Genomic DNA, 24,520 nt, shown 5'->3' on the forward strand with positions numbered 1-24,520 from the left:
TGTCCGAAAATATCCCGGGGGGTGAATTGGCGCAGCCAAGAGGGGGGCAGCGCCCCCCTGACCCGCCTCGTCCAAAGCCCGAAACCGGCGGGCGCAGACCTTGCCAAATCCCTGCCGCACCGTTCGGAACTGCCATACGCTTGCCATACGCTTGCCAGCCCCTTGCCATACACTTTCCGGCACCCTGCCGGCGGGCCGTGCCGGGCGTTCCGCGCCTCAGCGTCGGCGGCGTTCCTTGCGCTGCAGCTTCGCCTTTCCGACGCGTGCCGCCCCTGGTTTGCGCGGGGTGTTGCGGCCTTTTCCGCTGCGTTTCGGCCGCGCAACGGGCGTGTCCTCGACCTCCAGAAGCTCCAGCAGCAGCCCCCCGGTCACCGGCTCGGCCGAGGCCAGCTTGACCAGGACGCGTTGCCCCAAGCCCATGGTCTGGCCGGACTTTTCCCCGGTCAGCGTCTGCGTTTCGGGGTCATGGCGGAAGTACTCGTCGCCCAGGGTGCGGATCGGCACCAGCCCGTCGGCGCCGGTTTCGTCCAGCTTCACGAAAAGCCCGAACCGCGCCACCCCGGCGATCCGGCCGGCGAAGGTCGCCCCCACCCGGTCGGCCAGGAATGCCGCCAGGTAGCGGTCCGTCGTCTCCCGCTCCGCGGCCATCGATCGGCGCTCGGTCTCGGAAATTATCTGAGCGGTTTCAGTCAGATGCTCGATGTCCCAGGCACTCAGCCCGTCCTTGCGCTTCCCCTGCGGCCAGCGATGCGCGCTGATCAGCGCCCGATGCACGATCAGGTCCGAATACCGCCGGATGGGCGAGGTGAAATGCGCGTAGTTCCGCAGCGACAACCCGAAATGCCCATAGTTTTCGGGGCTGTAGTAGGCCTGCGTCATGGCGCGCAGGGTCGACATGTTGATCAGCTCGTCGAACGGGCTGCCCTCGGCCTGCGCCAGCAGCGCGTTCAGATGCCGCGTGTGCAGCACCTGCCCCTTGGCCAGCGTGAAGCCCGAGTTGACCGCAATCTCCCGCAACGCCGCGATCTTTTCCGGGCTCGGTTCCTCGTGCACCCGAAACAGCAGCGCCGAACGGCGCTCGATCAGTTCCTCGGCCGCGGCGACATTCGCCTCGATCATGAATTCCTCGATCAGCCGGTGGGCATCCAGCCTGTCGCGAAACGCGACCGAGGCGACCTTGCCGTCCTCGGAAAGGACGATCTTGCGCTCCGGCAGGTCCAGATCCAGCGGCTGGCGTTTTTCGCGCGCCGCCACGGTGGATCTCCACGCCGCATAAAGGTCCGCCAGCATCTCTGCCAGCGGCCCGGTCGCGTCGTCGTGCCGCCCCTCGAACGCGGCCTGCGCCTGCGCGTAATGAAGCGTCGCGTGCGAGCGCATCATGCCGCGCGTGAATCGATGCGCGATCTTGTGGCCATGCGCGTCCAGCACCATCCGCACGGCCAGCACCGCCCGGTCGACGCCCTCGTGAAGGCTGCAGAGGTCGGCCGACAGCCGTTCGGGCAGCATCGGCACCACGCGGTCGGGGAAGTAGGTGGAATTGCCGCGCTTTCGCGCCTCCCGGTCCAGCTCGGAACCCGGCCGGACGTAATGCGCGACATCGGCGATCGCCACCCAGACGACGAAACCGCCGGGGTTCTTCGGGTCCTTGTCGCGGGCCGCGAAGATCGCATCGTCATGATCGCGCGCATCCGATGGGTCGATGGTGATCAGCGTCAAGTCGCGCAGATCCTCGCGCGTGTCCAGCGGGGCGGGCTCCATCGCCTCGGCTTCGGCCAGGACCTCCTCGGGAAACGCGTCGGGAATGCCATGCTGGTGAATGGCGATCAGCGAGACGGCCCTTGGCGCGGACGGATCACCCAGGACCGCGACCACCCGGGCCGGCGGCAGGCCCAGCCGGGCGGGGCCGGTCTGCTCGGCCTCGATCAACTCGCCGTCCTTGGCGTCCATCGCATCGGCGGCGGCGACGCGCCATTCCAGATTGGCGCCGCGGTCGATGGGCACGATCCGCCCGCCGTCCGAGCCGCGCCGGTAGATGCCCAGGATGCGCCGCGGACCCGCGTCCAGCTTGCGGATCAGGCGCGCCTGATAGTCGTGATCCTCGCCCCGCACGGGCAGCAGTTTCGCCAGCACGCGATCTCCGGCGCCAAGGGCCGGGTCCTCGGTGCGCGTCGTCATCAGAATGCGCGGCGCCTTGCCGTTTTCATCCGTGTTCTGGGGTTCTGCGAACAGGTCCCCGGCCGCGTCGGGGCCCAGAATGCGCAGCACGCCGACGGGGGGCAGGCGATCCGATCCGCGCCGCCGTTTCCGGCGTTCGACAAGGCCCTCCTCCTCCATCTCGGCCAGCAGGCGCTTGAGTTCCGTGCGCGCCGACCCCTTCAGCCCGAACGCCCGCCCGATTTCGCGCAGGCCCGTCGTTCCCGGGTTCTCTGCCAGCCAGTCCTGAAGCTCTGATTTTGTCGGTATGCGGCTCATGCGCTGCGGCTATCACTTCTGCTGCGCGGCGTCATCGGCTTTCTGACGCGGCGACGTTCAGGCGAAATAATCCTGCAGCAGGCGCCGATACACCGCCTTGAGTTTGTGGATGTCGGCGACCTCGGCGTATTCGTCGACCTGGTGCATGGACTTGCCGACCAGTCCGAACTCGACCACCTCGCAGTGGCGGCGGATGAAGCGGGCGTCCGACGTCCCGCCCGAGGTGGACAGGATCGGATCGACGCCGCATTCGGCCGTGACCGCCGCGGCGACGAGATCGGTGAACTCCCCCGGTTCGGTGACGAAAGGCTCGCCCGAGATGCGCGTATCGACCTGAAAGTCGATGCCGCTCGCCGCGCTCGCGGCCTGGGCTTCGGCTTTCAGCCAGTCGGCAAGGCTTGCGCCGCTGTGGTGGTCGTTGAACCGGATGTTGAGCACGGCCCGCGCAGTGGCGGGGATGACGTTCGACGCCGGGTTCCCCGTGTCGATCGTGGTCAGCGCCAGGGTGGTCGGGTGGAAACCTTCGCTCCCGCGGTCAAGTTCATGCGTCGCCAGCTTGTCGAGCAGGGCCACCAGCCCGTGCAGCGGGTTCTTCGCAAGGTGCGGGTAGGCGGAATGCCCTTGGACCCCGCGCGCGACAATCGTCGCGCTCATCGCGCCGCGGCGGCCGTTCTTGATCATCTGCCCCATGAACTCGGGGCAGGTCGGCTCGCCTACGACGCAATGCGTCATCCGCTCGCCGGTCTCCTCCATCCAGTCCAGCACGGCGACGGTCCCGTCGGTCGAGGTGCCTTCCTCGTCCCCGGTGACGGTCAGGATCACCGCCCCCTGCGGCGGGGTTTCGCGGACGAAGTCCACAGCCGCCGCGACGAAGGCTGCGACGCCCGATTTCATGTCGCACGCGCCGCGACCCCAGATGCGGCCGCCCTCGATCTCGCCGCCGAACGGATCGCGCGTCCAGTCCGCCGGATCACCGACGGGGACCACATCGGTATGCCCGTTGAACCCCAGCGCCCGGTTCGCCCCCTTCTCGCCCCAGTGCGCGAAAAGGTTCGGCACGCCCGCGCGGTCGACGCGCGTGCAGGTGAACCCCGCCGCGGCCAGTTCGGTTTCGAGGAGTTGCAGCGCCCCGCCTTCCTCCGGCGTGACCGAGGGGCAGCGGATCAGGCGGGCAGTGAGGTCGACCGGGTCGAGGGGTTCGTGCGGCATGATGGCTCCGACAGCAACAGGTGGCGGAATTGCTACCGCGCCATGCCGGTGGCAGCAAGCCGGCGACCTCTTCGCGTGTGGATTGTATCGTTGACAAGTTGGCTCGCCCGTGTTGGGAATTATAGCGGCAACGCGGGGCCCAGAGTGAAGCCAAGAGTTAAGGCTTTGCTAACACAGTCCGGCGATAACAGTGCAATCGGTCCTAAAAAACGGGAATGGCACCGGCCAGAAGGCTGACGCCGGAATGCGGCAGAGTCGACGATGACCAGCATGCAGAGTGAAACGATCACCAACGAAACGCGGCTGACGCGGATTCAGGCGCTGGTCGTCGAGATCCTGAACGACCTGTTGCGCGCGCCGATCGACGAGATCGACGACGCGATCAACCGGGCGATGGCGCGCATCGGCGTCTACTGCAAGCGTGACCGCTCCTACGTCTTCGTGCGCGACGGCGAGATCGGCCACAACACGCACGAATGGTGCGGCCCCAATGTCGAGCCAATGATAGAGCATCTGCAGGGCCTGCCGATGTCGCTTTACGGCAGCATGCTCGACGATATTTTCGCCGGCCGTCCCTTCCAGGTGCCGGATGTCAGTGTCCTCGACCCGGAAGATCCGACACGCCAGCTGCTGGAGATGCAGGGCATCCGCTCAATGGTGCTGGTGCCGATGCGCTCGGGCACCGAAACCTACGGGATGATGGGCTTCGACGGGGTCGAGCACACGCACGAATTCCTGCCGGGCGAGCTTTACCTGCTGCAATCGGTGGCGGACGTGATCTGCTCGGTCCTGCAGCGGCGCGAAAGCGATCGTGCCGCGCGCGCCGCACAGTCGGAACTTGCCGGCGAGCGCGCCTTTCTCGCCAGCATCCTCTCGACCTCTGCCATGGGCATTCTGGTGCTGGACGAGACGGGAAGCATCCTTTTTGCCAACGACGCCGCCGAAGGGGTGCTGGGCGTTCCGGTCTACAAGATGCTGGGTGCCGGCCACCTGCCCGAGAACTGGGCCTATGCCCATATCGACGGCAGCGAGTTGCAGCGAGGCGAAACCCCGTTCGAGAAGGTGATCGCCACGGGCGCCCCCGTCGTCGACCAGCGGTTCGCCCTGAATTGCCCCGACGGCGTGCGCTATTGCTCGGTTCACGCGGCACCCGTGCCGTCCAGCGAACGCCAGCATGCGCGCGTGGTCTACGCCGTGATCGACGTCACCGAACAGGTCCGTGCCGAGCGCGCGCGCGAGGCCGCGCTGGACGAGGCCCGTCGGGCCAACATCGCCAAGTCGCATTTCCTCGCCAAGATGAGCCACGAGATGCGCACGCCGCTCAACGGCGTCCTGGGCATCGCCGAGGTTCTGGGGCGCCTTGTGCAGGACCCCGATCAGAAGCGCATGATCCGGTTGATGCACGATTCCGGCTCGCTTCTGCTCAGCATCATCAACGATCTGCTCGACATGTCGAAGATCGAGGCCGACCAGCTCTCGATCGAGGTCGTGCCGTTCGACATCCTCGACCTCGCGCATCGGCTGGAAGCGGTGCACACCCTGCGTGCGTCGGAAAAGCATCTGTCCTTCGGCGTCACCGTCAAGGGGATGCAGCACGTGACCAGGCTGGGCGATCCGCACCGGCTTCTGCAGATATTGCACAACGTCATCAGCAACGCGATCAAGTTCACCGAGGAAGGCTCGGTCCATGTCGAGATCGACTGCACCGATGCCAAGCAGGTGTCGCTCAGGGTCACGGACACCGGCATCGGCATGACGCCCGAGGAACAGGTCCACGTCTTCGAGGACTTCGGCCAGGCCGACACCTCGATCGCGCGCAAGTACGGCGGAACCGGCCTCGGCATGGCGATCGTCAAGCGGCTGGTCGACATGATGGGCGGCAGGATCGAATTCAGTTCGGCGCGCGGCGAAGGGACCCGCTTCCTGATCTCGCTGCCCCTTGCGCTGCCCGATGCGAACACCACGGTTCTGCCGGTCGCCAAGGACGACGGCAGCCTGCCGGAGATCGACCTGTCCGGCATCCGTGTCCTCGCCGCCGACGACAATCGGACCAACCGGATGATCCTCAGCGCGATGATGGGCCAATTGGGGATTTCGCCGCGCATGGTCGATGGTGGGATGCAGGCGCTTGACTCGTTCGAGCGCGAGGAATTCGATGCCGTCATCCTCGACATATCGATGCCCGATATCGACGGCATCACCGTGCTGAACGAGATACGGGCGCGCGAGAAGGATCGCGGCGGGCGGCGGGTGCCGATCCTGGCCTTCACGGCCAATGCCATGGCCCATCAGGTCGAAAGCTACATGCAGGCGGGATTTGACGAATGCCTGACCAAGCCGCTGCAGCTTGATCGGTTGCGCGGCGCGCTCGGCGCCCTTTTGCCGGCCACGCGCAAGGTCGTGACCGGCCGCAAGATCGCTCAGGCGGGCGGTTCGGGCCGGTCGACGGGCCAGTCATCCATCGCGGCCAGGGCCTCCTCGGCGGTTTCGACGTAGCGAAACAGGTTCAGGTCCGACGGGCTGATCGTGCCGGCATCGGCCAGTGCCTGCCAGTTCAGGATCTTCTCCCAGAACGGGCGCCCGAACAGCAGGAACGGGATCCGCGCCATCCGCTCGGTCTGGATCAGCGTCAGCGTCTCGAACATTTCGTCCAGCGTGCCGAAGCCCCCGGGAAAGACGGTGATTGCCTCGGCTCGCATCAGGAAATGCATCTTGCGGATGGCGAAATAGTGGAAGTTCAGGCTCAGTTCCGGGGTGACGTAGCGGTTGGGCGCCTGTTCGTGCGGCAGGACGATGTTCAGTCCGATGGAGATACCGCCCGCCTCGAGCGCGCCTCGGTTGCCGGCCTCCATGACGCCGGGGCCGCCGCCGGTGCAGATCACATGCTGCTGGCAGCCGGTCTTCACGCTGCGCTCGGTGATCAGGCGTGCGAATTCCCGGGCCTGCTCGTAATAGGGCGCCAGCGCCGTCAGGCCGGCCGTCGCCCCCTCCAGTCCCGGCGCCGGGATCCGCGCACCGCCGAACATCACCACCGTCGTGGCGATCTTGCGTTCGGTCATGAGCATCTCGGGCTTGAGCAGTTCCAGCTGCAGCCGAACCGGGCGCAATTCGTGCCGCATGATGAAGTCGGGATCGTCGAAGGCAAGGCGATAGGCCGGGCTGCGGGTCTGCGGCGTGTCGGGAATGCCGTGCCAGGCGCGGACGTCGTCCTCGGCATCGGGGAAGGGGCGGAAGCGGCCCTTTTCGTTCATCTCATCGGCCTGTCTGGATTGCGTGCTCGGGGCAGCAACGCTATAGCCTGCCGCAGCGCATGACCAGAGCCGCAGGAGCCGCCAGATGACGAATGACGCCCTTGAAGCCGCCATCGAAGCCGCCTGGGAGGTGCGCGACACGATCAGCCCGGAAACCCGCGGCGACACGCGTGACGCGATCGAGGCAACGCTGGACGCGCTCGATACCGGCACGCTGCGGGTGGCCGAGAAGCGCGGCGCCGACTGGCACGTCAACCAGTGGGCCAAGAAGGCCGTGTTGCTGGGCTTTCGCCTGCACAACATGGAACCGCATCCCGGCGGGCCGCAGGGCGGCACCTGGTGGGACAAGGTCGACTCGAAATTCCGCGGCTGGACCCCGGACCAGTGGAAGGCCGCGGGCTTTCGCGCCGTGCCCAGCTGCATCGTCCGCCGGTCGGCGCATATCGCCAAGGGCGTGGTGCTGATGCCCTGCTTCGTCAACCTTGGCGCCCATGTCGACGAGGGGACGATGGTCGATACATGGGCCACGGTCGGAAGCTGCGCGCAGATCGGCAAGAACGTGCATCTGTCGGGCGGGGTCGGCATCGGCGGCGTGCTGGAGCCGATGCAGGCCGGTCCCACGATCATCGAGGATCACTGCTTCATCGGCGCGCGGTCCGAGGTGGTCGAGGGCGTGATCGTGCGCGAGGGGTCGGTGCTGGGCATGGGGGTCTTCATCGGCCAGTCGACCAAGATCGTCGATCGCGAGACCGGCAAGGTCACGTATGGCGAGGTGCCGGCGGGATCGGTGGTCGTGGCAGGCTCGATGCCGTCTTCGGGGGGCGTGCATCTTTACTGCGCGGTGATCGTGAAGCGGGTCGATGCGAAGACCCGCTCCAAGACCTCGATCAACGAGCTTCTGCGCGATTGAGGCCGGCCGAGCGTGGGCGGGGCGAATTCGTCGGTCCACGCGTGGACCGACGATGAAGCCATTGAAAACAAAAGAAACCCGAAAAAATGTTAACCGATCTCAATTGGTTCCTGAAGGTCATGCCGCAAAGGGTTCTGGGACGAAAGAAGGCAGGGCCGGCCGGGCAATCGGCCCTGTCCACACCCGGTGCCAGAAGTTTCGTTGCGGTTAACGGGCCGGATTATCTGCTTGTTTCCAAGGACTTGCCGGGGCGCACAATATTGTGCAGCGCCGTCGTCCGCGCGGTCCGGGTGGAAAAATTTGACCCGGATCAATGCGCGGCGCAGCGCGCGCGCCTATATCCGTCCCGTTCGAAGCGTCGTTCGAATGGAGGAGAACATGGTCGAGAAATCCCCGATTGGCACCTTCTGGCCGCAGCTTTACGAACCCTTCCGCCAGTTCGGCGGCAAGCTGGCCGAATGGATCGCGCCCGCATCCGAGGCGTCGTCCGCCGATGATGCCTACCGCATCACGATGGAACTTCCCGGCGTCGCCGAGGAGGATATCCACCTGACCGTCGAGAATGGCGTCATCGCCGTGCGCGGCGAGAAGAAGACCGAGCGCGAGGAAAAGGGCGACACCTGGTATTTCAGCGAACGCCAGTACGGCAGTTTCCAGCGCAGCTTCCGCGTGCCGACCGATTCCGACGAGGCGGGCGTTTCCGCCGATCTGCGGGACGGCGTGCTGACCATCACGATCCCGCGCAAGCCCCCCGCCGAGAAAAGCGGCAAGCGCGTGAAGATAAGCACGGGCTGACGCGGGGCCGGTTCCCGTCCGGCATCACTTGCCGGTAAAGGGCGTCATCTGCGCCACGATCACGGCGTTCTCATCCAGCGCGCGCTGCATCAGCGCGCGCTCGTCCGCGTCGATCTCGTCGCCCGCGGCGAGGCGTTCATCCAGCGTGCCGTGGCCGGTGACTTCGAGCGGTGCAAGATCGGCCTGCTTCAGGATCGCCACGGTTTCGCGCACCGCCTCGGCCTCGTCGATGCCGGCGGCATAGATCAGAAATCCCGCGCCGGTCGCCTTGTCCGGCAGGCCATCGCCCGCCTTGCGGCCGACCTCGACCAGTAGGGTGTAGACCTGCGGGGATCGGTTCCTTGGGGCGGGCATCGGCGCGTCGTCCTTCCTGCAGTCCTGGCGGGTTTCGGGCCGGTTCACTTGCCGGTCGCGGTGTCTTCGGATCGGCGTGACCCGCTGGGCCGGAAATCGGCACGGATCGCGGTGGCGACCGTTTCGCCCCAGTGCCGGTAGATCGCGGGCCCGGGGTGGAAGCCGTCTTCGGCCATCATCGCCGGATCGAGCAAGCTGGAGTCGAACGGCAAGTGGCGCAGATAGAGCCGGCCGCGGACATGCGCCGCGAGCTGCGCATCGAAAGCCTCGGCACGCGCGCCGAGCATCGTACGCAGGGGGTCCGGCAACAGCGGAAAGCGCCCCATCGGCGGCACGCCCGAAAGGTAGATGCGGCGAACCCCGAAACGCGCGCGCAGCAGTTCGGTCAACGCCTCTTGCCGGCTGCGCCACCGCGCCAGCGGAACCTGACGCGCGACATCGTTCACGCCCAGGGCCACCACCGCCGCGTCGAACGAGGATGGCTGGATCCGGCGCAGGTTCTCGATGGTGCTGGCGGTGGTCGCGCCGATGCGGGCGTGAAGCTGCCACTGCACCGTGAAATCCGCGGCAAGCGCCCGGCCCAGCTGCCCGGCCAGCGCCTCGTCCTGATGCGCGACGCCCACCCCGGCGGCCGATGAATCGCCCAGGACAAGCAGTCGCAGCACCGGCCCGTCGCCGACGACCCCGGCGCGGGCGCCCTCGGCTTCCGGCAAGCGGCTGGCGCGATGGCGGACGGCAAGCCCCTGCGCCAGAAACAGCGGCGACAGAAGCAACCGCAGCGCCGGATGTGCAAGCATCGACACGCGAGGGGGCGCTGCGGCGACGGCTACCAAGCTGTCTCGACCGGCGCGATGAACGCCAGTTCGCTGCCCTCGCACAGAACACGCACACCGCGATACGCGCTTTCAGCGCCGGGCTGCGTGGAAAGGGCGGGCATGGAGAGGCGCAGGTCGATCTCGCTCAGCACCATCGCGGCGGGCCCGTCGGGTGGCGTAACCTCCAGCATGACCGTCTGTACCGGCCGGGCGGAGCGATCTGTCGGCCCGGGCCGAAGTTCGGCGGCATAGCCGGCGGATGGCAGGGTGACGGTGCCGGTGACGATCAATTCGGGGCGCGCCTGCGGCCCGGGCATCGCGTTGACGAAGGCTGTCCAGTCGGCGGAGGCGATGACGGGGCAGGCCGTATCGCGGGGGGCCTGATCCTCTGGCAGGACGCAGGCGCCCAGTCCGAGCGTCAGGACGGCGGCAATCAGGGGGCGTGACATGGGACCTCCGGCAGGGTGTTGCCGCAGGATACCGGGGGCGCGTGCCGCCGGCAATGCCGCACGGATCAGGCCGCGCGCGTTTCCAGCCCGCCGTCGGTGGCCGTAAGCGTCAGCCGCCCGCGTCCCGCGGCCTTCGAGGCGTAGAGCGCACGGTCGGCATCGGAGAGCATGCGGTCCGCTTCCGGGGCGGCGTAGTGGCGAGACAGGACCGCGCCCATCGAGGTGCCGACCGAACAGGGCTGTCCGTCGAACAGGATGGGTCGTTGCAGAAGCTCCAGGATGCGCGCCGCGACACGCTCCAGCGGGGCGTAGTCGGCCAGTCCGGGAAAGAGCAGGATGAACTCGTCGCCACCGACACGCGTGACGATGTCCCCGGCCCGGACGCTGTCGCGCAGCATGCGGGCGAATTCGGTCAGCACATGATCGCCCGCGGCATGCCCCAGCGTGTCGTTGACCTGCTTGAAGCGGTCGAGGTCCAGATGCATCAGCGCGAAGTCGGCGCGCGTGGCCAGCAGGTTCGAGAGGGCGTGATCCATGCCGCGCCGGTTGCGCAGGCCGGTCAGCGAGTCGGTGATCGCCAGTTCCTCGGCGTTGCGCTTGGCGCCGTGCAGCCGGTCATTGGTCTTTTCCAGCTCGCCCATGACCGCGGCCTTGGCCTCGGCCAAATAGAGCAGTTCGATCGCCAGATCGGTCGCCGCGAAATCGGTGTCCGACAGCGCGTGGTCGCGCACCGCTTCGCGCACCGCATGCCCGAAGGAGAGATTGAGAAGGACTCCGTCCCCCCCGGCCAGCGGCACGGCGACGCCCCGCAGCGCGGTACAGGGCGGGATGCGCAGCGACAGCCGCAGCGCTGGCGCGCGCGTCAATTCGGCCGGCGCGCGGATGCGGCGGGGACGGCGCAGGTCGAAGACGCTTTCCAGCGACTTGCCGATGGAACCGCCGCCCATGATCTTCACAAGGCTCGGCCCGGCCCCGCGGATGATGCCGTCAGCCGACAGCCAGAGGTAGAGCGGCATGAGATGTCCGAGGGCCCCCGGGGCAAGGCGAAAGGACAGTGGTGTCGCCGCCCCCTCCATCATTGCGCCCCCGCGCCCGCCAGATCGAAGCGGCGACCGGCGTGAAAGTCCGGGTCGTGCACGGTGATCGACAGCAGTTCGTCCATGCGTCCCTGCACCCTTCGGTCGCCTTCGGCCCGGCGGTCGCTGTCGCGCTGAACCGGCGGTACCTGTCCGAGGTGTTCGAGCACGACGAGCGCGCCGTAATCGTCCGCTAGCGCGCGCAGCACGCCGACCATGACATGACCGAAGCCGAGAGGGCAGGCGCGGCAGCGGAGCGTGAAGTGGCCGTCGCCGACCTCGTCCAGTTCGAGTTCGGGCAGGATGAATTCCGCAACGGCCAGCCGGGTGCGCCCTGGCAGATCCTCGAGCGAATAGAGAAACTCGGTGAAGCTGCGGCCGCCGAAGCGTAGAAGCCGGCGAAGGGGTTCCACGCGGTGGTTCCAGATCAGGTAGGTTCCTAGATCCTCGAGCAGCGAATCGCGGCTTCGGTTCAGCCGGGTGCAGGCGGCAGCGATCAGGGCCTCGCTCACGGCATCGTCGTAGACGCGCATCGCCTCGAAGGTTGCCGGCCCCGACCCGTTTCCCAGACCGGCGGCGTCGGCCACGGCGGCCCACAGGTCTGCACCGAAGGAATCGGTCAGGAAGCACTGGAAAGCGCGATTGACCAGTCCATGCATGTCGCCAAATCTCCCAGCAGCGCGGCGGAACCCCGGGGGGCTGACCGGACGGTAGGTGAGAGGCGTTAAAGAATCTCCAAGCGGCTATTGCCTGGGATCGAAGCCCAGAAGGTACGGGATATGGCTGATATCCTGGCAGACCGCATCGGCATAGGGCGCGAGGTCCGCGGCCTCGGCGACGCCGGTCAGAACGGCCAGCGTCGGCATCCCGGCGGCGCGTCCTGCTTCCAGATCGTGGCGGCTGTCGCCGACCATGAGCACCTGACGCGGAAGCAGCCCGGTATGCGCGACAAAGGCAAGAAGCATGCCGGGACCCGGCTTGGCGCCATGACCGGAATCGGCGCCTACGACGAAGTCGAAATGATCCAACGCGGAGGTCAGATGCGCGCGCGCGACCGATTCGTAGTCGTTGGTCGCCAATCCGAGGCGCAGCCCCGCCGATTGGAAACGCGACAGCAGCGGGCGCAGTGGCGTCGCCTCGACCATCGGCGCGCGCGCGGCGCAGGCAGCCAGCCAGTCTGCCAGCGCCGCAACCCCGCCCGGCCGATGCGGCAGGTGCGGAGCGAGCATTTCGGCGATTTCGTCCCCGGTACCCGCGATCACCGCGCTGTCGCGGTGAAAGCGCCCCGCCTCCTGATCGAAACGCAAGACCGTCGCCAGCCTGTCGGCGAGTGCGCGATCGGGACCGGCCAGTTCGTCCAGAACCTCGCGCGCCCAGACACCCCAGCTGGCCTGAAAGTCGAAAAGCGTGCCGTCCTTGTCGAACAGAAGCCCCCGAATGCCCAGGAACACCGGCGCCGTCATCAACGCAATCCCTTCATGTCCAATGGACCTCCGCGCCGCCGGGCAGGGCCGCCCGCGCCGCGGCGGGCGTCTCGACCGGGGTTTCGAGCCCGGTGCAGCAGTCGATCAGGAGCGCCTCGTCGGACATTAGGAAGTCGAGCACGCCGAGAAGGAAAACCGGATCGTCCAGGACGTTACGCAGGGCACCCGGCGCGGTTCCCGTGGTGGTCAGGAAAGCGCCGATGCGCGCGTGATCCTCGGCCAGCCACCCGAGGACCCGGGCGGCAAAAAGTTCGGCTTGCGCCTGGGTCATTCGTCCCTCATTCGTGAATCGTTTTGCTTCCAGAGGCCGCCTGTTCCGATATCGGCGACAATACGCCGTTCCGATGGGCCGGATTTCGCCACTCGTTAACCAAGAGAAAGAAATTGTTAACCATTCGCCCCGAGAAACAGCCTAAGTTCTGATGCAAGTGCAGCCACTCCGTCGTCACAGGTCCGGACCCGATTCTATGGACCATCTCGGAAATGACCATGGTTGAAAAGATATTGATCGTCGACGACATGTCGGTCAACCGGATCATGCTGAAGGTCAAGCTCAAGGAAGCTTGCCACGACAGCATTCAGGCCGGCGACGGTGAATCCGCCCTGCGGATGGCGCGGAACGAGCAGCCCAAGCTCATCCTGCTCGACATGATGCTGCCCGACATCTCGGGGATCGAGGTGTGCCGTCGCTTGCGGGCGGATCCGGCGACCAGCCATATTCCGATCGTCATCATCACGGCCTCGACGGACCGTGCGCGCCGTCTGGAGGCCCTTCAGGCCGGCGCGGACGAGTTTCTGACGAAACCGCTGAACGAAATGATCCTGCTGGCGCGCATCCGCAGCCTGTTGCGCGCCTGCGAGACAGAGGACGAGTTGCGTCTGCGGGCGGCGACCTGCGGCGAGATGGGCTTTGCCGAGGCCGGCGGCACGTTCGAAATGCCGGATCACCTGGGACTTGTCGCGCCGGACCCGGCGACGGGGATGCAGTGGCGCGCTATGCTGTCGCCGTTCTTTTCCGGCAAGATCGACCTTCTGACGGCAAGCGACGCGCTGGCCGAGGCCGATGGTCAGCGGGTGCCCGATGTCTATGTGCTGGCCGCGGACCTGTCGGCGGCAGGGTCGGGGCTGCGGCTGGTATCCGACCTGCGCTCACGGGTGCAGAGCCGGCATTCGGCGATATGCCTGGTCTTGCCCGACGCCGTGGGCGAGGCGGCGGCCATGGCGCTTGACCTTGGCGCGACCGACCTGCTTCCGTTGCCGCTGGATCCCGAGGAGACGGCGCTGCGCCTGAAGCTGCATGCGGCGCGCAAGAAGCGGGCCGATCAGTTGCGCCGGCAGGTCCAGGATGGTCTGCGTCTGGCGGTCGCCGACCCGTTGACCGGGCTCTACAACCGTCGCTACGCACTGGCGCATCTGGAGCGGGTGGCGCAGCGCGCGCGCGAGACGGGGCGCCGCTACGCGGTGATGGTGCTCGACCTCGACCGGTTCAAGACGATCAACGACACCTTCGGGCACGCCGCCGGTGATAGCGTGCTGGAGACGGTAGCGCATCGGTTGCGCGATAATCTGCGGCCTTCCGATCTGGTCGCCCGGATCGGCGGCGAGGAGTTCCTGGTCGCGCTGCCGGACACCACGTTGGGGACCGCCCGGATCGCGGCCGAGCGGCTTTGCCGCGCGGTCCAGGCCGATCCCGTGGTTCTGCCGGACGGTCAGGATGTGCTGGTGACGATATCGGTCGGACTGGCGCTGGGGAACGACGACCCTCAATCCGGGACCGAAACCGTGCGCCAACTGATTGAGCGTGCGGACGAGGCGCTTTTCGCCGCAAAGACCGAAGGGCGCAATCAGGTCACGATTTCGGCCACCGCGGCCTGAGGGCGCTTGCGCGCCGGCTCAGCGGTGGCGTGAGCGGCGCTCGCGCCGGGCCTCGTAGCGATCGGCGACGGCGGCGCGTTCGGCCGGGTTGAGCGTGGCCAGCAGTGAAACGAAGACCGACTGCGCGTCTTCGGCGCGAAGATCCATCATCCTGCGCCGGGCGTCCAGCAGGTCCACGAAAGCCGTTGCGTCGAACTCCTCGGCGCGGAGCAGCGCCAGCATCTCGGCCTCGCGTTCCGCCATCTCGGCGTGAAACGCCTCGCGGTCGGCCGGGCGCTGCGTGCCGCGACCCTCGCGGAATTGCGCGCGCATCTCCTCGCGGCTTTTATCGGGGAGCGCCCGCCAGAGGGCGCGAAGATCCGGGCCGGCGGAGGGCGCGCCGCGGTGCTGCGGTCCCATGAAGGCGCTGCCGGCGATCAGGCCGAGAAAGAGCAGGTTCAGCGCCAGCGAGGCGATCAGCGCGAGACGCAGGAAGCGCCCCGACCGGGGAGGGGGGGCAGGCTGAAGGTCGGGTTCCGGCATTTTGCTATTCCCTCAGTTTTCTTGCAGAAGCGCCAGAAGCGGATCGATTTCAAAGCCGTCGGGGGCGTCCGCTTGCCAGTCGGCCAGATCGGGGTTGACCAGCGCGGCACCCTGCCAGAGCGCGGTGGAGAGCCCGGAAACGGAATCCGGGTCCGCCGCCCCGATCCAGACACCGGCCAGCCCCGCCGTCGCCATCCCCGCGAAGCCCGGCACACCGCCGATCGCCTGCCAGATCCGCACCAGAAAGCCGCGGCGGGGCTGAGCGACACCAGGCCTGGGCGGCGGCATTCGCGTCAGCGCGTCCGAAAGCAGGCGCGCGCGGAGCGCGTCGGACACCGGATCCGGTGCGCGCGCGGCCTCGCGGGCGAGCAGCGCGTCCAGCGCGTCGGGCTGCAGGGCAGGGGGGCGAGAATAGCGCTTGGTCATGTGTCATATCCTAGGTCGGTGCGCCGCGGTGCAAGCAGTTCGGCCAACCGGCGCTTGCCGCGCGCCGTCAGGCTTTCGACCGCTTCGACGCCGATGTCCATCTGCGCGGCGATCTCGGGGTTCGACAGCCCTTCGAGGTGGCGCAGGACGACAGCCTGCCGCTGACGGTCGGGCAGTTGCGCCAGGGCGGCATTCAGCGCGCGTCCGCGATCGGCATCGAGCATCGCCTGCAGCGGCGGCGGTGCCCCGTCGGCGGGTTCGGGAACTGAATCGAGCGCCACGCTCCGCCGGCGGCGCAGTCGGTCCGTGGCAAGGTTCATCGCCACGCGGTAGACCCATGTTCCCGGCTGCGCGGCGCCGGACTGCCAGTCGGGGGCGATCTTCCAGAGCTTCAGCATCGCTTCCTGAACCACGTCTTCGGCTTCGGTGGGGTCCGCCAGCAAGCGCTGGGCCAGACGGTAGAGCCTCGGCGCCAGGCGGTCCAGCAGGATGCGTGCCGCCTCGGGATCGCCGGTGGCATAGCGCTGCAGGAGCGCCTCGTCTGTCGGGCTGGCGGCATCGCGCATGAGGCAAGGGCGGTCCGGCGGCGAGTGGCGGAAGAGCCGCGCCGGGACCTAGCGCCCCGGCGCGGCCGACGCAAGGCGGCTCAGTCCGCGCGACGCTCCCCGCCACGTTCGGACCGTTCCTGCCAGCGCGCCTGCGCCTCGGCGAATTCCTCGGCGCTGATCGTGCCGTCGCCGTCGGCGTCGATGCGGTCGAACATCCGCTCATGCCTTTGCTCCATCGATCCGCGGTCCATGCGGCCATGCCGCCCCGGCCGCATGCCGTCATGGTGCCCGCGGCGTTCAGCCCGGTTTTCGCTCCGCTGGGCATCGCGGGAGCTGCTGCGGCGTTCGCGCCATTCGGCACGCCGTTCCTTGCGCGCCTCGGCGACGGCTTCAAGTCCGGTGCGCAGTTCCTCGGCGGTGAGCATCCCGTCACCATCGGTATCGCCGGCTTCCATGATCGCGGTGACGCGGCGATCGCGCATTTCGTCGCGTGCTGCGGCCATCCGGTCCTGCATGTAGGCGGTGAACTCGGCGCGCGACAGGGCGCCGTCGCCGTCGGTATCGGCGGCGTTGAAATCGAACGACGGCAACGCGCCGCGCATTCCGGTTGCGTGCGAGGCGGCGAGGGCGGGCGCGGCGATCAGTGCGAGCACTGCGGTGAGGGTAATCAATCGCATCTTCTTCTCCTGGATCGGCGGCGGTTGCGAGTCCGCCGCGGTTGCGATGACTGTGATACGCGCGAGTTGCGCCGTTCCGTCGCGCGGGGTCGCGCTTGACCTTCCGGGTGGTAGGCATAGAGTCGCGCCAGCCCGAAGAATGGAGATCCCGCGTGTCCCAAGCCGCATCGCAGACCGTTGACGACCGCCCGCTGGGCATGGCCCTGTCGCGCGGATGGCGCCGGCGTTGCCCCGCGTGCGGCGAAGCGTCGATGATGCACGGCTACCTGAAGGTGCGCGAGGCCTGCCCGGAGTGCGGTGAGGCCTTGCATCATCAACGCGCGGACGACGGGCCGGCCTATCTGACCATCCTGATCGTCGCGAAGGTGTCGATGGCCTTCTACATGACCGTCTTTCTTGCCTTCGAGTTTGCGCCCTGGGTGATGATCCTGCTGACCTGGTCGGTCGCGCTGGGGATGATCGCGTATCTGCTGCCACGGCTGAAGGGGGCGATCGTCGCCTTCCAGTGGGCGCGGCGCATGCATGGCTTCGAAGGGGACGAGCGCGCGGTGGCTCGCCCGGCAGGATGAGCGACGCTCCGCCGGCGCCCGACAAGGCCGCGCTGCGCGATGCCGCGACTATCGTGCTGGTGCGCGATGCGCAGACATCCGATCCGAAGGTGCTGATGGGCCAGCGCGGGGCGGGGGCGGTCTTCATGCCCAACAAGTTCGTCTTTCCCGGCGGCGCGCTGGACCCCGACGATTCCCGCATCACGCTGGACCATCCGCTAGAGCCGGCGATGCACCGGCAACTGGCCGCGATGCCGGTAACCGACGCCGCGCCCCGACCCGAGGCGATGGTCGCCGCCGCGATCCGGGAGCTTTGGGAAGAGGCGGGGCTGATGCTGGCGCGTCCCGGCGCATGGGACGGGCCGCTGCCCCAGGACTGGCGTGCCTTTGCCGAGATGGGCATGCGTCCCTCGCCGCGCGGGCTGCGCTACATCTTCCGGGCGATCACCCCCGCGGGACGGCCGCGGCGGTTCGATGCGCGCTTCTTTCTGGCCGATGCCGCGACGATCGATGCCGACCTGGACGATTTCGGACGCGCCTGCGACGAACTCAGCCATCTGCACTGGATCGAGATCGCCGAGGCGCGGCGGCTGGACCTGCCGTTCATCACCGAGGTGGTGCTGGCCGAGGCCGAGGAGGTGCTGCGCCGCGGCCTGCCGGAAAGCGTGCCGTTCTTCGACAACTCCGGTCCGGTCTCGACCTTTCGCCGGATTGCCTGAGGGCGGGCGCTACGGGTGAGGGGGGGCGCCCTTCCACCCCGTCGAGGGGTGGTCGGGCGAGCGGGCCTTCGGCCCGCCGCACGATCGCGGGCGTCGGTTGGTGGCGCTGACCAACAAGGCGGTGCGCAAATTTGCGCAATCCAGTAACCATCGGATATGATTTGACAAATATCGCGCGTTAACCGCAGCGAAACTTTCGCGCGGGCGTGACGGCGCGGCAGGTCGCGGGTTTACGCCTTGGCGGGAACCCGCTGCAGGAGGGGCATCAGCGCGGCCATGTCGGGGCCGTCGTCGCGGCCGGTCAGCGCCTTGCGCAGTGGCATGAACAGCGCCCGTCCCTTGCGCCCGGTCGCCTCCTTCACGGCGGCGGTCCAGTCGGCCCAAGCGGTGGGGCCATAGGGCGGCGGCGGCAGCAGCGCCAGCGCCTGGGCGACGAACTCGGCATCCTCGGGGGCGATGGCGGGGTCGGCGCCGTCGCGGCAGAGCCGCCACCAGTCGCCGAGATCGTCGAGCCGGGTGATGTTCTGGCGCGCGACATCCCAGAAGGCCGGCGCCAGGTCGTCGGGGATGCCGATCTCGGCGAGGCGGTCCCCCACCGCCGCGTAGGGCAGCGCCTGGACATGGGCGCGGGTCAGTGGCCACAGATCCTCGGCGTCGAACTTGGTGGGGGCGGCGCCGAACTGCGCGAGGTCGAAGCCCGCCGCGATCTCGTCGAGATCGGCGGCGAGTTCCACGGGTTGCGACGACCCGAGCCGTGCCATCAGCGACAGGAGCGCCATGCGTTCGACGCCTTGCGCGCGCAGGTCGCGCAGGGAAAGCGTGCCGAGGCGTTTCGACAGCGCCTCGCCCTGCGGGCCGGTGAGCAGGCTGTGATGGGCGAAGTCGGGCGGTGTGCCGCCCATCGCGCGGATGATCTGGATCTGCGTAGCGGTGTTGGTGACGTGGTCGTTGCCGCGCACGATATGGGTGATGCCCATGTCCATGTCGTCGACCGAGGAGGCGAAGGTGTAAAGCACCTGCCCGTCGGCGCGGATCAGCACCGGGTCGGAGACGGAGGCCGCGTCGATGGAGACCGGGCCGAGGATGCCATCGGTCCATTCGATGCGTTCCTGGTCGAGGCGGAAGCGCCAGTAGCCCTCGCGCCCCTCGGCGCGCAGTCTTTCGCGGGCGGCGTCGTCGAGCGCAAGCGCGGCGCGGTCGTAGACCGGGGGCTTGCCCATGTTGAGCTGTTTCTTGCGCTTGAGGTCCAGTTCGGTCGGCGTCTCAAAGCATTCGTAGAAGCGGCCGGCCGCGCGCAGCGTGTCCGCCATCTCGGTGTAGCGGTCGAGGCGTTCGGACTGGCGTTCGACGCGGTCCCAGTGCAGGCCCAGCCAGTCGAGATCGGCCTTGATCCCGTCGACATATTCCTCTTTCGAGCGGGCGCGATCGGTGTCATCTAGGCGCAGGACGAACTGGCCCCCGGTCTTGCGCGCGATCAGGTAGTTGAAAAGCGCGGTGCGCAGGTTGCCGATATGCAAGTAGCCGGTGGGTGAGGGGGCGAAACGGGTGACGGTCATGCGCGAACTCCTGATCGCGGCTCTTTTTCACAAGGGGCGGATTTTGTCCATGCCCCGAACGGGGTGAGTCATGGCTGACTGGAACGGTCCTTACGCGCCGAGCCTCGATGACATCGCAGCGCTGGCCGAGGCGGCGCGGGCGCGGCTGGAGGCCCCCTTCGCGGACGCGGCGGCCGGGGTCGCGGTGCAGGTGGTCGACCTCGCGCCGGACGCGATACTGGACGAGATGGAGATCGAGGATCCGTTCGAGTTGACCGGGCTTTACGACGGGGTGCCGCTGATCGAGAAATCGGCCTTCGACAGCCCGGACCGGCCCGATGTCATCTGGCTGTTCCGGCTGGCGATCCTGAACGAGTGGATCGAGCGGGGCGATGTCGCGCTGGACCACCTGGTGGCGCATATCTATGTCCACGAACTGGCCCATCACCTGGGCTGGTCGGACGACGATATCGCGGCGATCGACCGCTGGTGGGAGTGAACGGCCGGCTGCGCAATTTGCGCAGCCTATCCAAGTTCCTGACAAGAAAGACAAACGTATTTTTTGTTAACTCGATATTTACCCCGATCTCGCGGCGGGCAGAGACCGAGTTCAGCCGTGTTCCTTCAGGAGCCGGCGTTTCTGACGGTCCCAGTCGCGCTTGGCCTGGGTGGCGCGCTTGTCGACGTTCTTCTTGCCCTTGGCGATGCCGATCTTCAGCTTCACCAGCCCGCGATGGTTGAAATACATCACCAGCGGCACCAGCGTCATGCCGTCCTTGGCGGTGGCCGACCAGAGCCGCGCCAGTTCCTTGCGGGCGACCAGCAACTTGCGTTTGCGCCGTTCGTCGTGGCCCCAGGTCTTGGCCGGGGCGAAGGGGGCGATGTAGCTGTTGATCAGCCACAGCTCGCCATTCTCGACGCTGGCGTAGCTTTCGGCGATGTTCGCCTTGCCTTCGCGCAGCGACTTCACCTCGGAGCCCTGCAGCATGATCCCGCATTCGAGATCGCTCTCGATGAAGTAGTCGTACCGCGCGCGGCGGTTTTCGGCGACGATCCGGTAGTTGGGGTCGGACATCTTGGACATGCGGGCGTGATATTGCCTTGTCCGCGCCCTGTCCAGCCTGCCGCGTGCGCGGTCCTGACCGGCGATCGGGATCAGCGGGCTTGATTTGTCGCGGCGCAGCGGGCAGGTTGGCGGGATGAATGTGCAGTCCCTGGTCCCGCTGCGCTCCGCACAGACCGAGATCGTGAGCTTCGACCGACTGGAACTGGGGGTGATCCTCTCGGTCTATGGTCGTTTCGTTGCGGCGGGTTTGTGGCGCGATTACGCGATCTCCTGCCTGTCCGACCGTGCGGTCTTCGCGATCTTCCGTCGGACCGCCGAAAATCCCCTCTATCGGGTGGAGAAGACGCCGCAGTTGCGCAAGCGGCAGGGGCTCTATGCGCTGCATGGGCAGAACGGGCAGGTGCTCAAGCGCGGCGGCGATCTGCGGTCGGTGCTGTCGCCGCTGGAACGGAAGCTGCTGCGCGCGCTGGATTGAGGGAACGGTTGCCCCGCGCGCCGTTTTCGCCCATCCCGGCGGCATGAGCGAGTTCATCTATTCCCCGCCGCAGGCCGACGCGCCGATCCTGCATGTCGATGACGATCTGCTGGTGGTGGACAAGCCCGCCGGGCTGCTGAGCGTGCCGGGGCGGGGGGAGGATCGGGCGGATTGCCTGATCGCGCGGCTGCGGGCGGAGTTTCCGCAGGTGCTGCTGGTGCATCGGCTGGATCTGGACACGTCGGGGGTGATCGTCTTTGCGTTGACGCCGCAGGCGCAGGCGCATCTGGGGCGCCAGTTCGAGAACCGGCGCGTGCAGAAGCGCTATGTCGCGGTGGTGTCCGGCCGGCCGGCCGAGGCGAAGGGGCGGGTCGACCTGCCGCTGATCGTCGACTGGCCGAACCGGCCGCGCCAGAAGGTCTGCCACGAGACCGGCCGTCCCGCGCAGACCGACTGGCGCGTGCTGCGACCCGAGGGGGCGAACACCCGGTTGCGGCTGTCGCCGCTGACCGGCCGCAGCCACCAGTTGCGGGTCCACATGCTGGCGTTGGGGCATCCGATCCTCGGCGATCCGCTTTATGCCGAGGAGGAGGCGGCGGACTGGCCGAGGCTGATGCTGCATGCCGAGGAATTGCGCCTGACCCATCCGCAGACCGGTGCGCCGCTGCGGCTGCGCGCCCCGGCCCCGTTCTGAGCGGCAGCGTCCGCATGCGGACGCTTTGCCATGTCATTGATATAACGTGACGAATCGGCGCCGTTAACCGCAATGAAACTTTCGCCCGGGCGCGATTGCAGCGCGGTCGGACGGCAGGCGGGGTCCGGTCAGGCGGCCTTGGTGTCGGGGTTCGAGGTCAGGATGGCATAGAGCGTGTCCGGCGCGTCGTTGGCGCGCAGCTTGCTGCACAGCGCGTCGTCGCGCAGTCGGCGCGAGACAAGCGCCAGCGCCTTCAGATGCTCGACCCCGGCATCGCGCGGCGCGAAGAGGGCGAAGACCAGGTCGACCGGCGCGCGGTCGACCGATCCGTAATCCATCGGCTTTTCCAGCCGGATGAAAACGCCGACGACCTTGTCGAGACTGTCGAGCCGGGCATGGGGCAGCGCGACGCCGTGCCCGACGCCGGTCGGGCCCAGGCTTTCACGCTCCTGCAGGGCGTCGATGGCCTCGTCCTGGGCGATGCCGTGGACCTTGGCGGCCAGTTCGGCCAGGTCCTGGAACAGTCGCTTCTTGCTCTTGACGACGCTGTTGACGCGTATCGCCTCGGGTTTCAGCAAATTCGCCAATTCCATAGGCTACTCCATACGATTTCCAAGAGACCCGGCGTTGCGCGCGACCCTGCTTTCGAGGTGCGGCGATGCCGTCCGGTCTGGGGATGCATCACCCCTGTGATCTATTGCGGGTCGATCCAGCCGATGTTGCCGTCATCGCGGCGATAGACGACGTTCAGCCCGCCATGACGCTCGTTGCGGAAAACGAGCACATTGGCATGCGTCAGGTCCATCTGCATGACAGCCTCGCCTGCCGACAGTGCGGGAATCCGCATCTCCGTTTCGGCGATGATGATCGGTTGAAGCGAATCGGGTTCCTCGGCCTCGGTCTGGTCGGAGGCGAGGATATACGAGGGGGCACCGGCGAATTCAACCGGGCTCAGGCGTTCGCGGTGATGGTCCTTCAGCCGGCGCTTGTAGCGGCGCAGCTGCTTGTCCATCTTCTCGCAGCAGGCGTCGAAGGCGGCGTAGATCTCGGTCGCCTGGCCCTTCGCCTGCGCGGTCAGGCCCGAGGACAGGTGCACCGTGGCTTCGCAGACATGGTTGTACGCATCGCGCGAGAAGACGATGTTGGCGTCGGTCGGGCGTTGCGAGTACTTCTCCATCACGGCGCCAAGCTCGTCCTTGACCCGGGTCTGCAAGGCATCGCCGATGTCGATCTGTTTGCCGCTGATCTGGTACCGCATGGGCCTCTCCTCGGTTGTCGCGGCGCCGCCGAGTGTGAACGGGCGCCGCATTTCGGTCTGTCGTTAGCTTCCTAGCCCGCCACCCGGTCGGTCGACAGTCGCCGCCGCGTGGAGGTCGCCGGAATGCGCAGCCCCTGGCGGTATTTGGCGACAGTTCGCCGGGCGATGTCAACGCCTTCTGCGCGCAACGCTTCGGTCAGCGCGGCGTCGCTGAGCGGTCGGCCGGGGGGTTCGGCGGCGACCAGCGACAGGATGCGGCGCTGAACCGCCCGCGCCGAGACCGTGCCATCCGGGCCCGGCAAGGCCGTGGAAAAGAAATGCGAGAGCGGCCAGAGCCGGCCGTCGATATCGACCGACTTGCCGGCGACGGCGCGCCCCACGGTGGCCGGGTGCAGGCCCAGATCGCCCGCCAGTTCGGCGCGGGTGGCCGGCTTGATCGCCTGCGGGCCGCGGATGAAGAAGGCCGCCTGGTGCGTGATCAGCCAGTCGCCGATTCGCTTCAGGGTGCGGCCACGCTGGTCGAGTGCCGCGATCAGCGCGCGCGCGCGTTCCAGCAGTTCGGGCGCGAAGCCGTCCTTGCGGGCGCGCGCGACCAGCGCCTGGTCGAGCGCGATGCGGGGCAGGTGGCGGTCGCCGACATTGACCGCGAGGACGCCCGACGCGTCGCGGGTGACGATCAGGTCGGGGTGCGAAAGCAGGGTCGCGGTGTCGGTGGCGCGCACTGGGCGCGGGCTGAGCCGGCGCAGAAGCGCGGCGCGGCGCTCGGCCTCGGGGCGGTCGATGCCCAGGCGCCGTGTGATCGTCGCCCAGTCGCGGGCGGCGAAAAGCGACATCGCCGCGACCGTCGCCCCGGCCTCGGCGGGCGGCAGCCCGAGGTCGATCAGCTGCAGCTTCAGGCATTCGGCCAGATCGCGCGCGCCGATGCCCACGGGGTCGCAGGATTGCAGCGCGGCCAGGGCGGTCTGCAAGCCCGAAAGCGGGGCGCCGGTTTCCTCGGCCAGTTCGTCCAGGGTGACATCGAGGATGCCGTCCTCGCGCAGTTCCGAGACCAGAAGCAGCGCCAGCGCCTCGACCGGGGGGGCGAGATCCATCTGCGACAGCTGGCTGCGCAAGGCCTCCTGGAAGGACGATTCGCGTGCCTCGGGTTCCGGCAGGCTGGCGGCGGGGGCGGCGCCGACGGTGCCGCGGTTGCGCGGCGCCTCGTGGCGCAGGAAGGGGTTGCGCCCGGCTTCGCGCGCGATCTCCTCGGACAGGTCGCCCGGGGCCATGCGCAGGATCGACAGCGACATCCGCACGACCGGCGTGAGCGCAAGCTGCTGGGTCTGACGAAGGCCGAGGGTCTGCTTCATCGACCGCGCCGTC

28 protein-coding genes are annotated in these 24,520 nt (G+C 67.8%); 9 read left to right on the forward strand and 19 right to left on the reverse strand.

What is annotated here, in order from left to right; translation table 11 throughout:
• Positions 1-216: 216 nt before the first annotated feature.
• Together rnr and dapE are read right to left on the reverse strand one after the other, a co-directional pair.
• Positions 217-2,472 (reverse strand): ribonuclease R, encoded by a 2,256-nt coding sequence (gene rnr / locus IM708_RS10990; RefSeq protein ID WP_209426574.1) that lies wholly within the window; start codon positions 2,470-2,472, stop codon positions 217-219.
• 57 nt (positions 2,473-2,529) lie between these two features.
• Positions 2,530-3,681: a succinyl-diaminopimelate desuccinylase gene (dapE, locus tag IM708_RS10995; RefSeq protein ID WP_209426575.1), complete on the reverse strand. Its 1,152-nt coding sequence runs from the start codon at positions 3,679-3,681 to the stop codon at positions 2,530-2,532.
• Positions 3,682-3,942: 261 nt separating this feature from the next.
• Between dapE and IM708_RS11000 the strand changes: the two genes are divergently transcribed.
• Positions 3,943-6,177, forward strand: a complete 2,235-nt coding sequence (locus IM708_RS11000; protein ID WP_209426576.1) for an ATP-binding protein — start codon at positions 3,943-3,945, stop codon at positions 6,175-6,177.
• Here IM708_RS11000 and IM708_RS11005 read toward each other — a convergent pair.
• On the reverse strand, positions 6,102-6,932 hold the full coding sequence (locus IM708_RS11005) for a TIGR00730 family Rossman fold protein (protein WP_209426577.1): 831 nt from the start codon (positions 6,930-6,932) through the stop codon (positions 6,102-6,104). The genes IM708_RS11000 and IM708_RS11005 overlap by 76 nt on opposite strands.
• Before the next feature lie 85 nt (positions 6,933-7,017).
• Between IM708_RS11005 and dapD the strand changes: the two genes are divergently transcribed.
• Both dapD and IM708_RS11015 read left to right on the forward strand, forming a co-directional pair.
• Entirely contained in the window at positions 7,018-7,842 is an 825-nt protein-coding gene (gene dapD / locus IM708_RS11010) for a 2,3,4,5-tetrahydropyridine-2,6-dicarboxylate N-succinyltransferase (RefSeq protein WP_209426578.1), read from the forward strand.
• A gap of 378 nt (positions 7,843-8,220) precedes the next feature.
• Positions 8,221-8,637 (forward strand): Hsp20/alpha crystallin family protein, encoded by a 417-nt coding sequence (locus tag IM708_RS11015; protein ID WP_209426579.1) that lies wholly within the window; start codon positions 8,221-8,223, stop codon positions 8,635-8,637.
• 24 nt (positions 8,638-8,661) lie between these two features.
• Here the strand turns inward: IM708_RS11015 and IM708_RS11020 are convergent, their stop codons facing one another.
• The 7 genes from IM708_RS11020 to IM708_RS11050 form a co-directional block, all read right to left on the reverse strand.
• Complete coding sequence (locus IM708_RS11020; protein WP_209426580.1) at positions 8,662-8,991, reverse strand: hypothetical protein; 330 nt, start codon at positions 8,989-8,991, stop codon at positions 8,662-8,664.
• 44 nt (positions 8,992-9,035) lie between these two features.
• Positions 9,036-9,788 carry an SGNH/GDSL hydrolase family protein gene (locus IM708_RS11025; protein ID WP_209426581.1) on the reverse strand — a complete coding sequence of 251 codons (753 nt, stop codon included), beginning with the start codon at positions 9,786-9,788 and terminating at the stop codon, positions 9,036-9,038.
• Positions 9,789-9,817: 29 nt separating this feature from the next.
• A complete protein-coding gene (locus IM708_RS11030) occupies positions 9,818-10,255 on the reverse strand; it encodes a hypothetical protein (protein ID WP_209426582.1) in 438 nt (145 codons plus the stop codon).
• A gap of 65 nt (positions 10,256-10,320) precedes the next feature.
• Positions 10,321-11,271 carry a GGDEF domain-containing protein gene (locus IM708_RS11035; protein ID WP_245243128.1) on the reverse strand — a complete coding sequence of 317 codons (951 nt, stop codon included), beginning with the start codon at positions 11,269-11,271 and terminating at the stop codon, positions 10,321-10,323.
• A gap of 59 nt (positions 11,272-11,330) precedes the next feature.
• Positions 11,331-11,990, reverse strand: a complete 660-nt coding sequence (locus tag IM708_RS11040; RefSeq protein WP_209426583.1) for a heme NO-binding domain-containing protein — start codon at positions 11,988-11,990, stop codon at positions 11,331-11,333.
• Positions 11,991-12,074: 84 nt separating this feature from the next.
• The gene (locus tag IM708_RS11045; protein ID WP_209426584.1) at positions 12,075-12,794 is read right to left on the reverse strand and encodes an HAD family hydrolase; all 720 of its coding nucleotides are present in this window, start codon (positions 12,792-12,794) and stop codon (positions 12,075-12,077) included.
• A gap of 13 nt (positions 12,795-12,807) precedes the next feature.
• A complete protein-coding gene (locus tag IM708_RS11050; protein ID WP_209426585.1) occupies positions 12,808-13,086 on the reverse strand; it encodes a DUF3572 domain-containing protein in 279 nt (92 codons plus the stop codon).
• A gap of 218 nt (positions 13,087-13,304) precedes the next feature.
• Between IM708_RS11050 and IM708_RS11055 the strand changes: the two genes are divergently transcribed.
• Positions 13,305-14,690 carry a diguanylate cyclase gene (locus tag IM708_RS11055; protein WP_209426586.1) on the forward strand — a complete coding sequence of 462 codons (1,386 nt, stop codon included), beginning with the start codon at positions 13,305-13,307 and terminating at the stop codon, positions 14,688-14,690.
• 18 nt (positions 14,691-14,708) lie between these two features.
• On the opposite strand, the gene IM708_RS11060 is transcribed toward IM708_RS11055, so the two are convergent.
• The 4 genes from IM708_RS11060 to IM708_RS11075 form a co-directional block, all read right to left on the reverse strand.
• Positions 14,709-15,212: a periplasmic heavy metal sensor gene (locus IM708_RS11060; protein ID WP_209426587.1), complete on the reverse strand. Its 504-nt coding sequence runs from the start codon at positions 15,210-15,212 to the stop codon at positions 14,709-14,711.
• A 12-nt stretch (positions 15,213-15,224) separates the two neighbouring features.
• Positions 15,225-15,638: a hypothetical protein gene (locus IM708_RS11065; protein WP_209426588.1), complete on the reverse strand. Its 414-nt coding sequence runs from the start codon at positions 15,636-15,638 to the stop codon at positions 15,225-15,227.
• Positions 15,635-16,204, reverse strand: a complete 570-nt coding sequence (locus IM708_RS11070) for an RNA polymerase sigma factor (protein WP_209426589.1) — start codon at positions 16,202-16,204, stop codon at positions 15,635-15,637. Before IM708_RS11070 ends, IM708_RS11065 begins: the two co-directional genes overlap by 4 nt.
• Before the next feature lie 80 nt (positions 16,205-16,284).
• On the reverse strand, positions 16,285-16,863 hold the full coding sequence (locus IM708_RS11075) for an EF-hand domain-containing protein (protein ID WP_209426590.1): 579 nt from the start codon (positions 16,861-16,863) through the stop codon (positions 16,285-16,287).
• Between the two features lie 197 nt (positions 16,864-17,060).
• Between IM708_RS11075 and IM708_RS11080 the strand changes: the two genes are divergently transcribed.
• Positions 17,061-17,432: a DUF983 domain-containing protein gene (locus tag IM708_RS11080; protein ID WP_209426657.1), complete on the forward strand. Its 372-nt coding sequence runs from the start codon at positions 17,061-17,063 to the stop codon at positions 17,430-17,432.
• A complete protein-coding gene (locus IM708_RS11085; protein ID WP_209426591.1) occupies positions 17,429-18,130 on the forward strand; it encodes an NUDIX hydrolase in 702 nt (233 codons plus the stop codon). The genes IM708_RS11080 and IM708_RS11085 overlap by 4 nt, the downstream gene beginning before the upstream one ends.
• 230 nt (positions 18,131-18,360) lie before the next feature.
• Here IM708_RS11085 and gltX read toward each other — a convergent pair whose 3' ends face one another.
• Positions 18,361-19,686 carry a glutamate--tRNA ligase gene (gene gltX / locus IM708_RS11090; protein WP_209426592.1) on the reverse strand — a complete coding sequence of 442 codons (1,326 nt, stop codon included), beginning with the start codon at positions 19,684-19,686 and terminating at the stop codon, positions 18,361-18,363.
• A gap of 70 nt (positions 19,687-19,756) precedes the next feature.
• Between gltX and IM708_RS11095 the strand changes: the two genes are divergently transcribed.
• Positions 19,757-20,164, forward strand: a complete 408-nt coding sequence (locus IM708_RS11095) for a metallopeptidase family protein (protein WP_209426593.1) — start codon at positions 19,757-19,759, stop codon at positions 20,162-20,164.
• A gap of 111 nt (positions 20,165-20,275) precedes the next feature.
• Here IM708_RS11095 and smpB read toward each other — a convergent pair whose 3' ends face one another.
• A complete protein-coding gene (gene smpB / locus IM708_RS11100; protein WP_209426594.1) occupies positions 20,276-20,749 on the reverse strand; it encodes an SsrA-binding protein SmpB in 474 nt (157 codons plus the stop codon).
• A 115-nt stretch (positions 20,750-20,864) separates the two neighbouring features.
• On the opposite strand from smpB, the gene IM708_RS11105 reads away from it, so the two are divergent.
• Positions 20,865-21,206 carry a DUF2794 domain-containing protein gene (locus IM708_RS11105; RefSeq protein WP_209426595.1) on the forward strand — a complete coding sequence of 114 codons (342 nt, stop codon included), beginning with the start codon at positions 20,865-20,867 and terminating at the stop codon, positions 21,204-21,206.
• Positions 21,207-21,249: 43 nt separating this feature from the next.
• Positions 21,250-21,900, forward strand: coding sequence for an RluA family pseudouridine synthase (locus tag IM708_RS11110; RefSeq protein ID WP_209426596.1), 651 nt, complete (start codon positions 21,250-21,252; stop codon positions 21,898-21,900).
• Between the two features lie 128 nt (positions 21,901-22,028).
• Here IM708_RS11110 and IM708_RS11115 read toward each other — a convergent pair whose 3' ends face one another.
• The 3 genes from IM708_RS11115 to IM708_RS11125 all read right to left on the reverse strand — a co-directional run bounded on the left by IM708_RS11115 (position 22,029) and on the right by IM708_RS11125 (position 24,507).
• Positions 22,029-22,493, reverse strand: a complete 465-nt coding sequence (locus IM708_RS11115) for a PTS sugar transporter subunit IIA (RefSeq protein ID WP_209426597.1) — start codon at positions 22,491-22,493, stop codon at positions 22,029-22,031.
• Positions 22,494-22,594: 101 nt separating this feature from the next.
• On the reverse strand, positions 22,595-23,158 hold the full coding sequence (raiA, locus tag IM708_RS11120) for a ribosome-associated translation inhibitor RaiA (RefSeq protein WP_209426598.1): 564 nt from the start codon (positions 23,156-23,158) through the stop codon (positions 22,595-22,597).
• Positions 23,159-23,229: 71 nt separating this feature from the next.
• Positions 23,230-24,507 (reverse strand): hypothetical protein, encoded by a 1,278-nt coding sequence (locus IM708_RS11125; protein ID WP_209426599.1) that lies wholly within the window; start codon positions 24,505-24,507, stop codon positions 23,230-23,232.
• Positions 24,508-24,520 lie beyond the last annotated feature (13 nt).

Source organism: Pararhodobacter sp. SW119 (assembly GCF_017811755.1).
Taxonomy (GTDB): domain Bacteria; phylum Pseudomonadota; class Alphaproteobacteria; order Rhodobacterales; family Rhodobacteraceae; genus Pararhodobacter.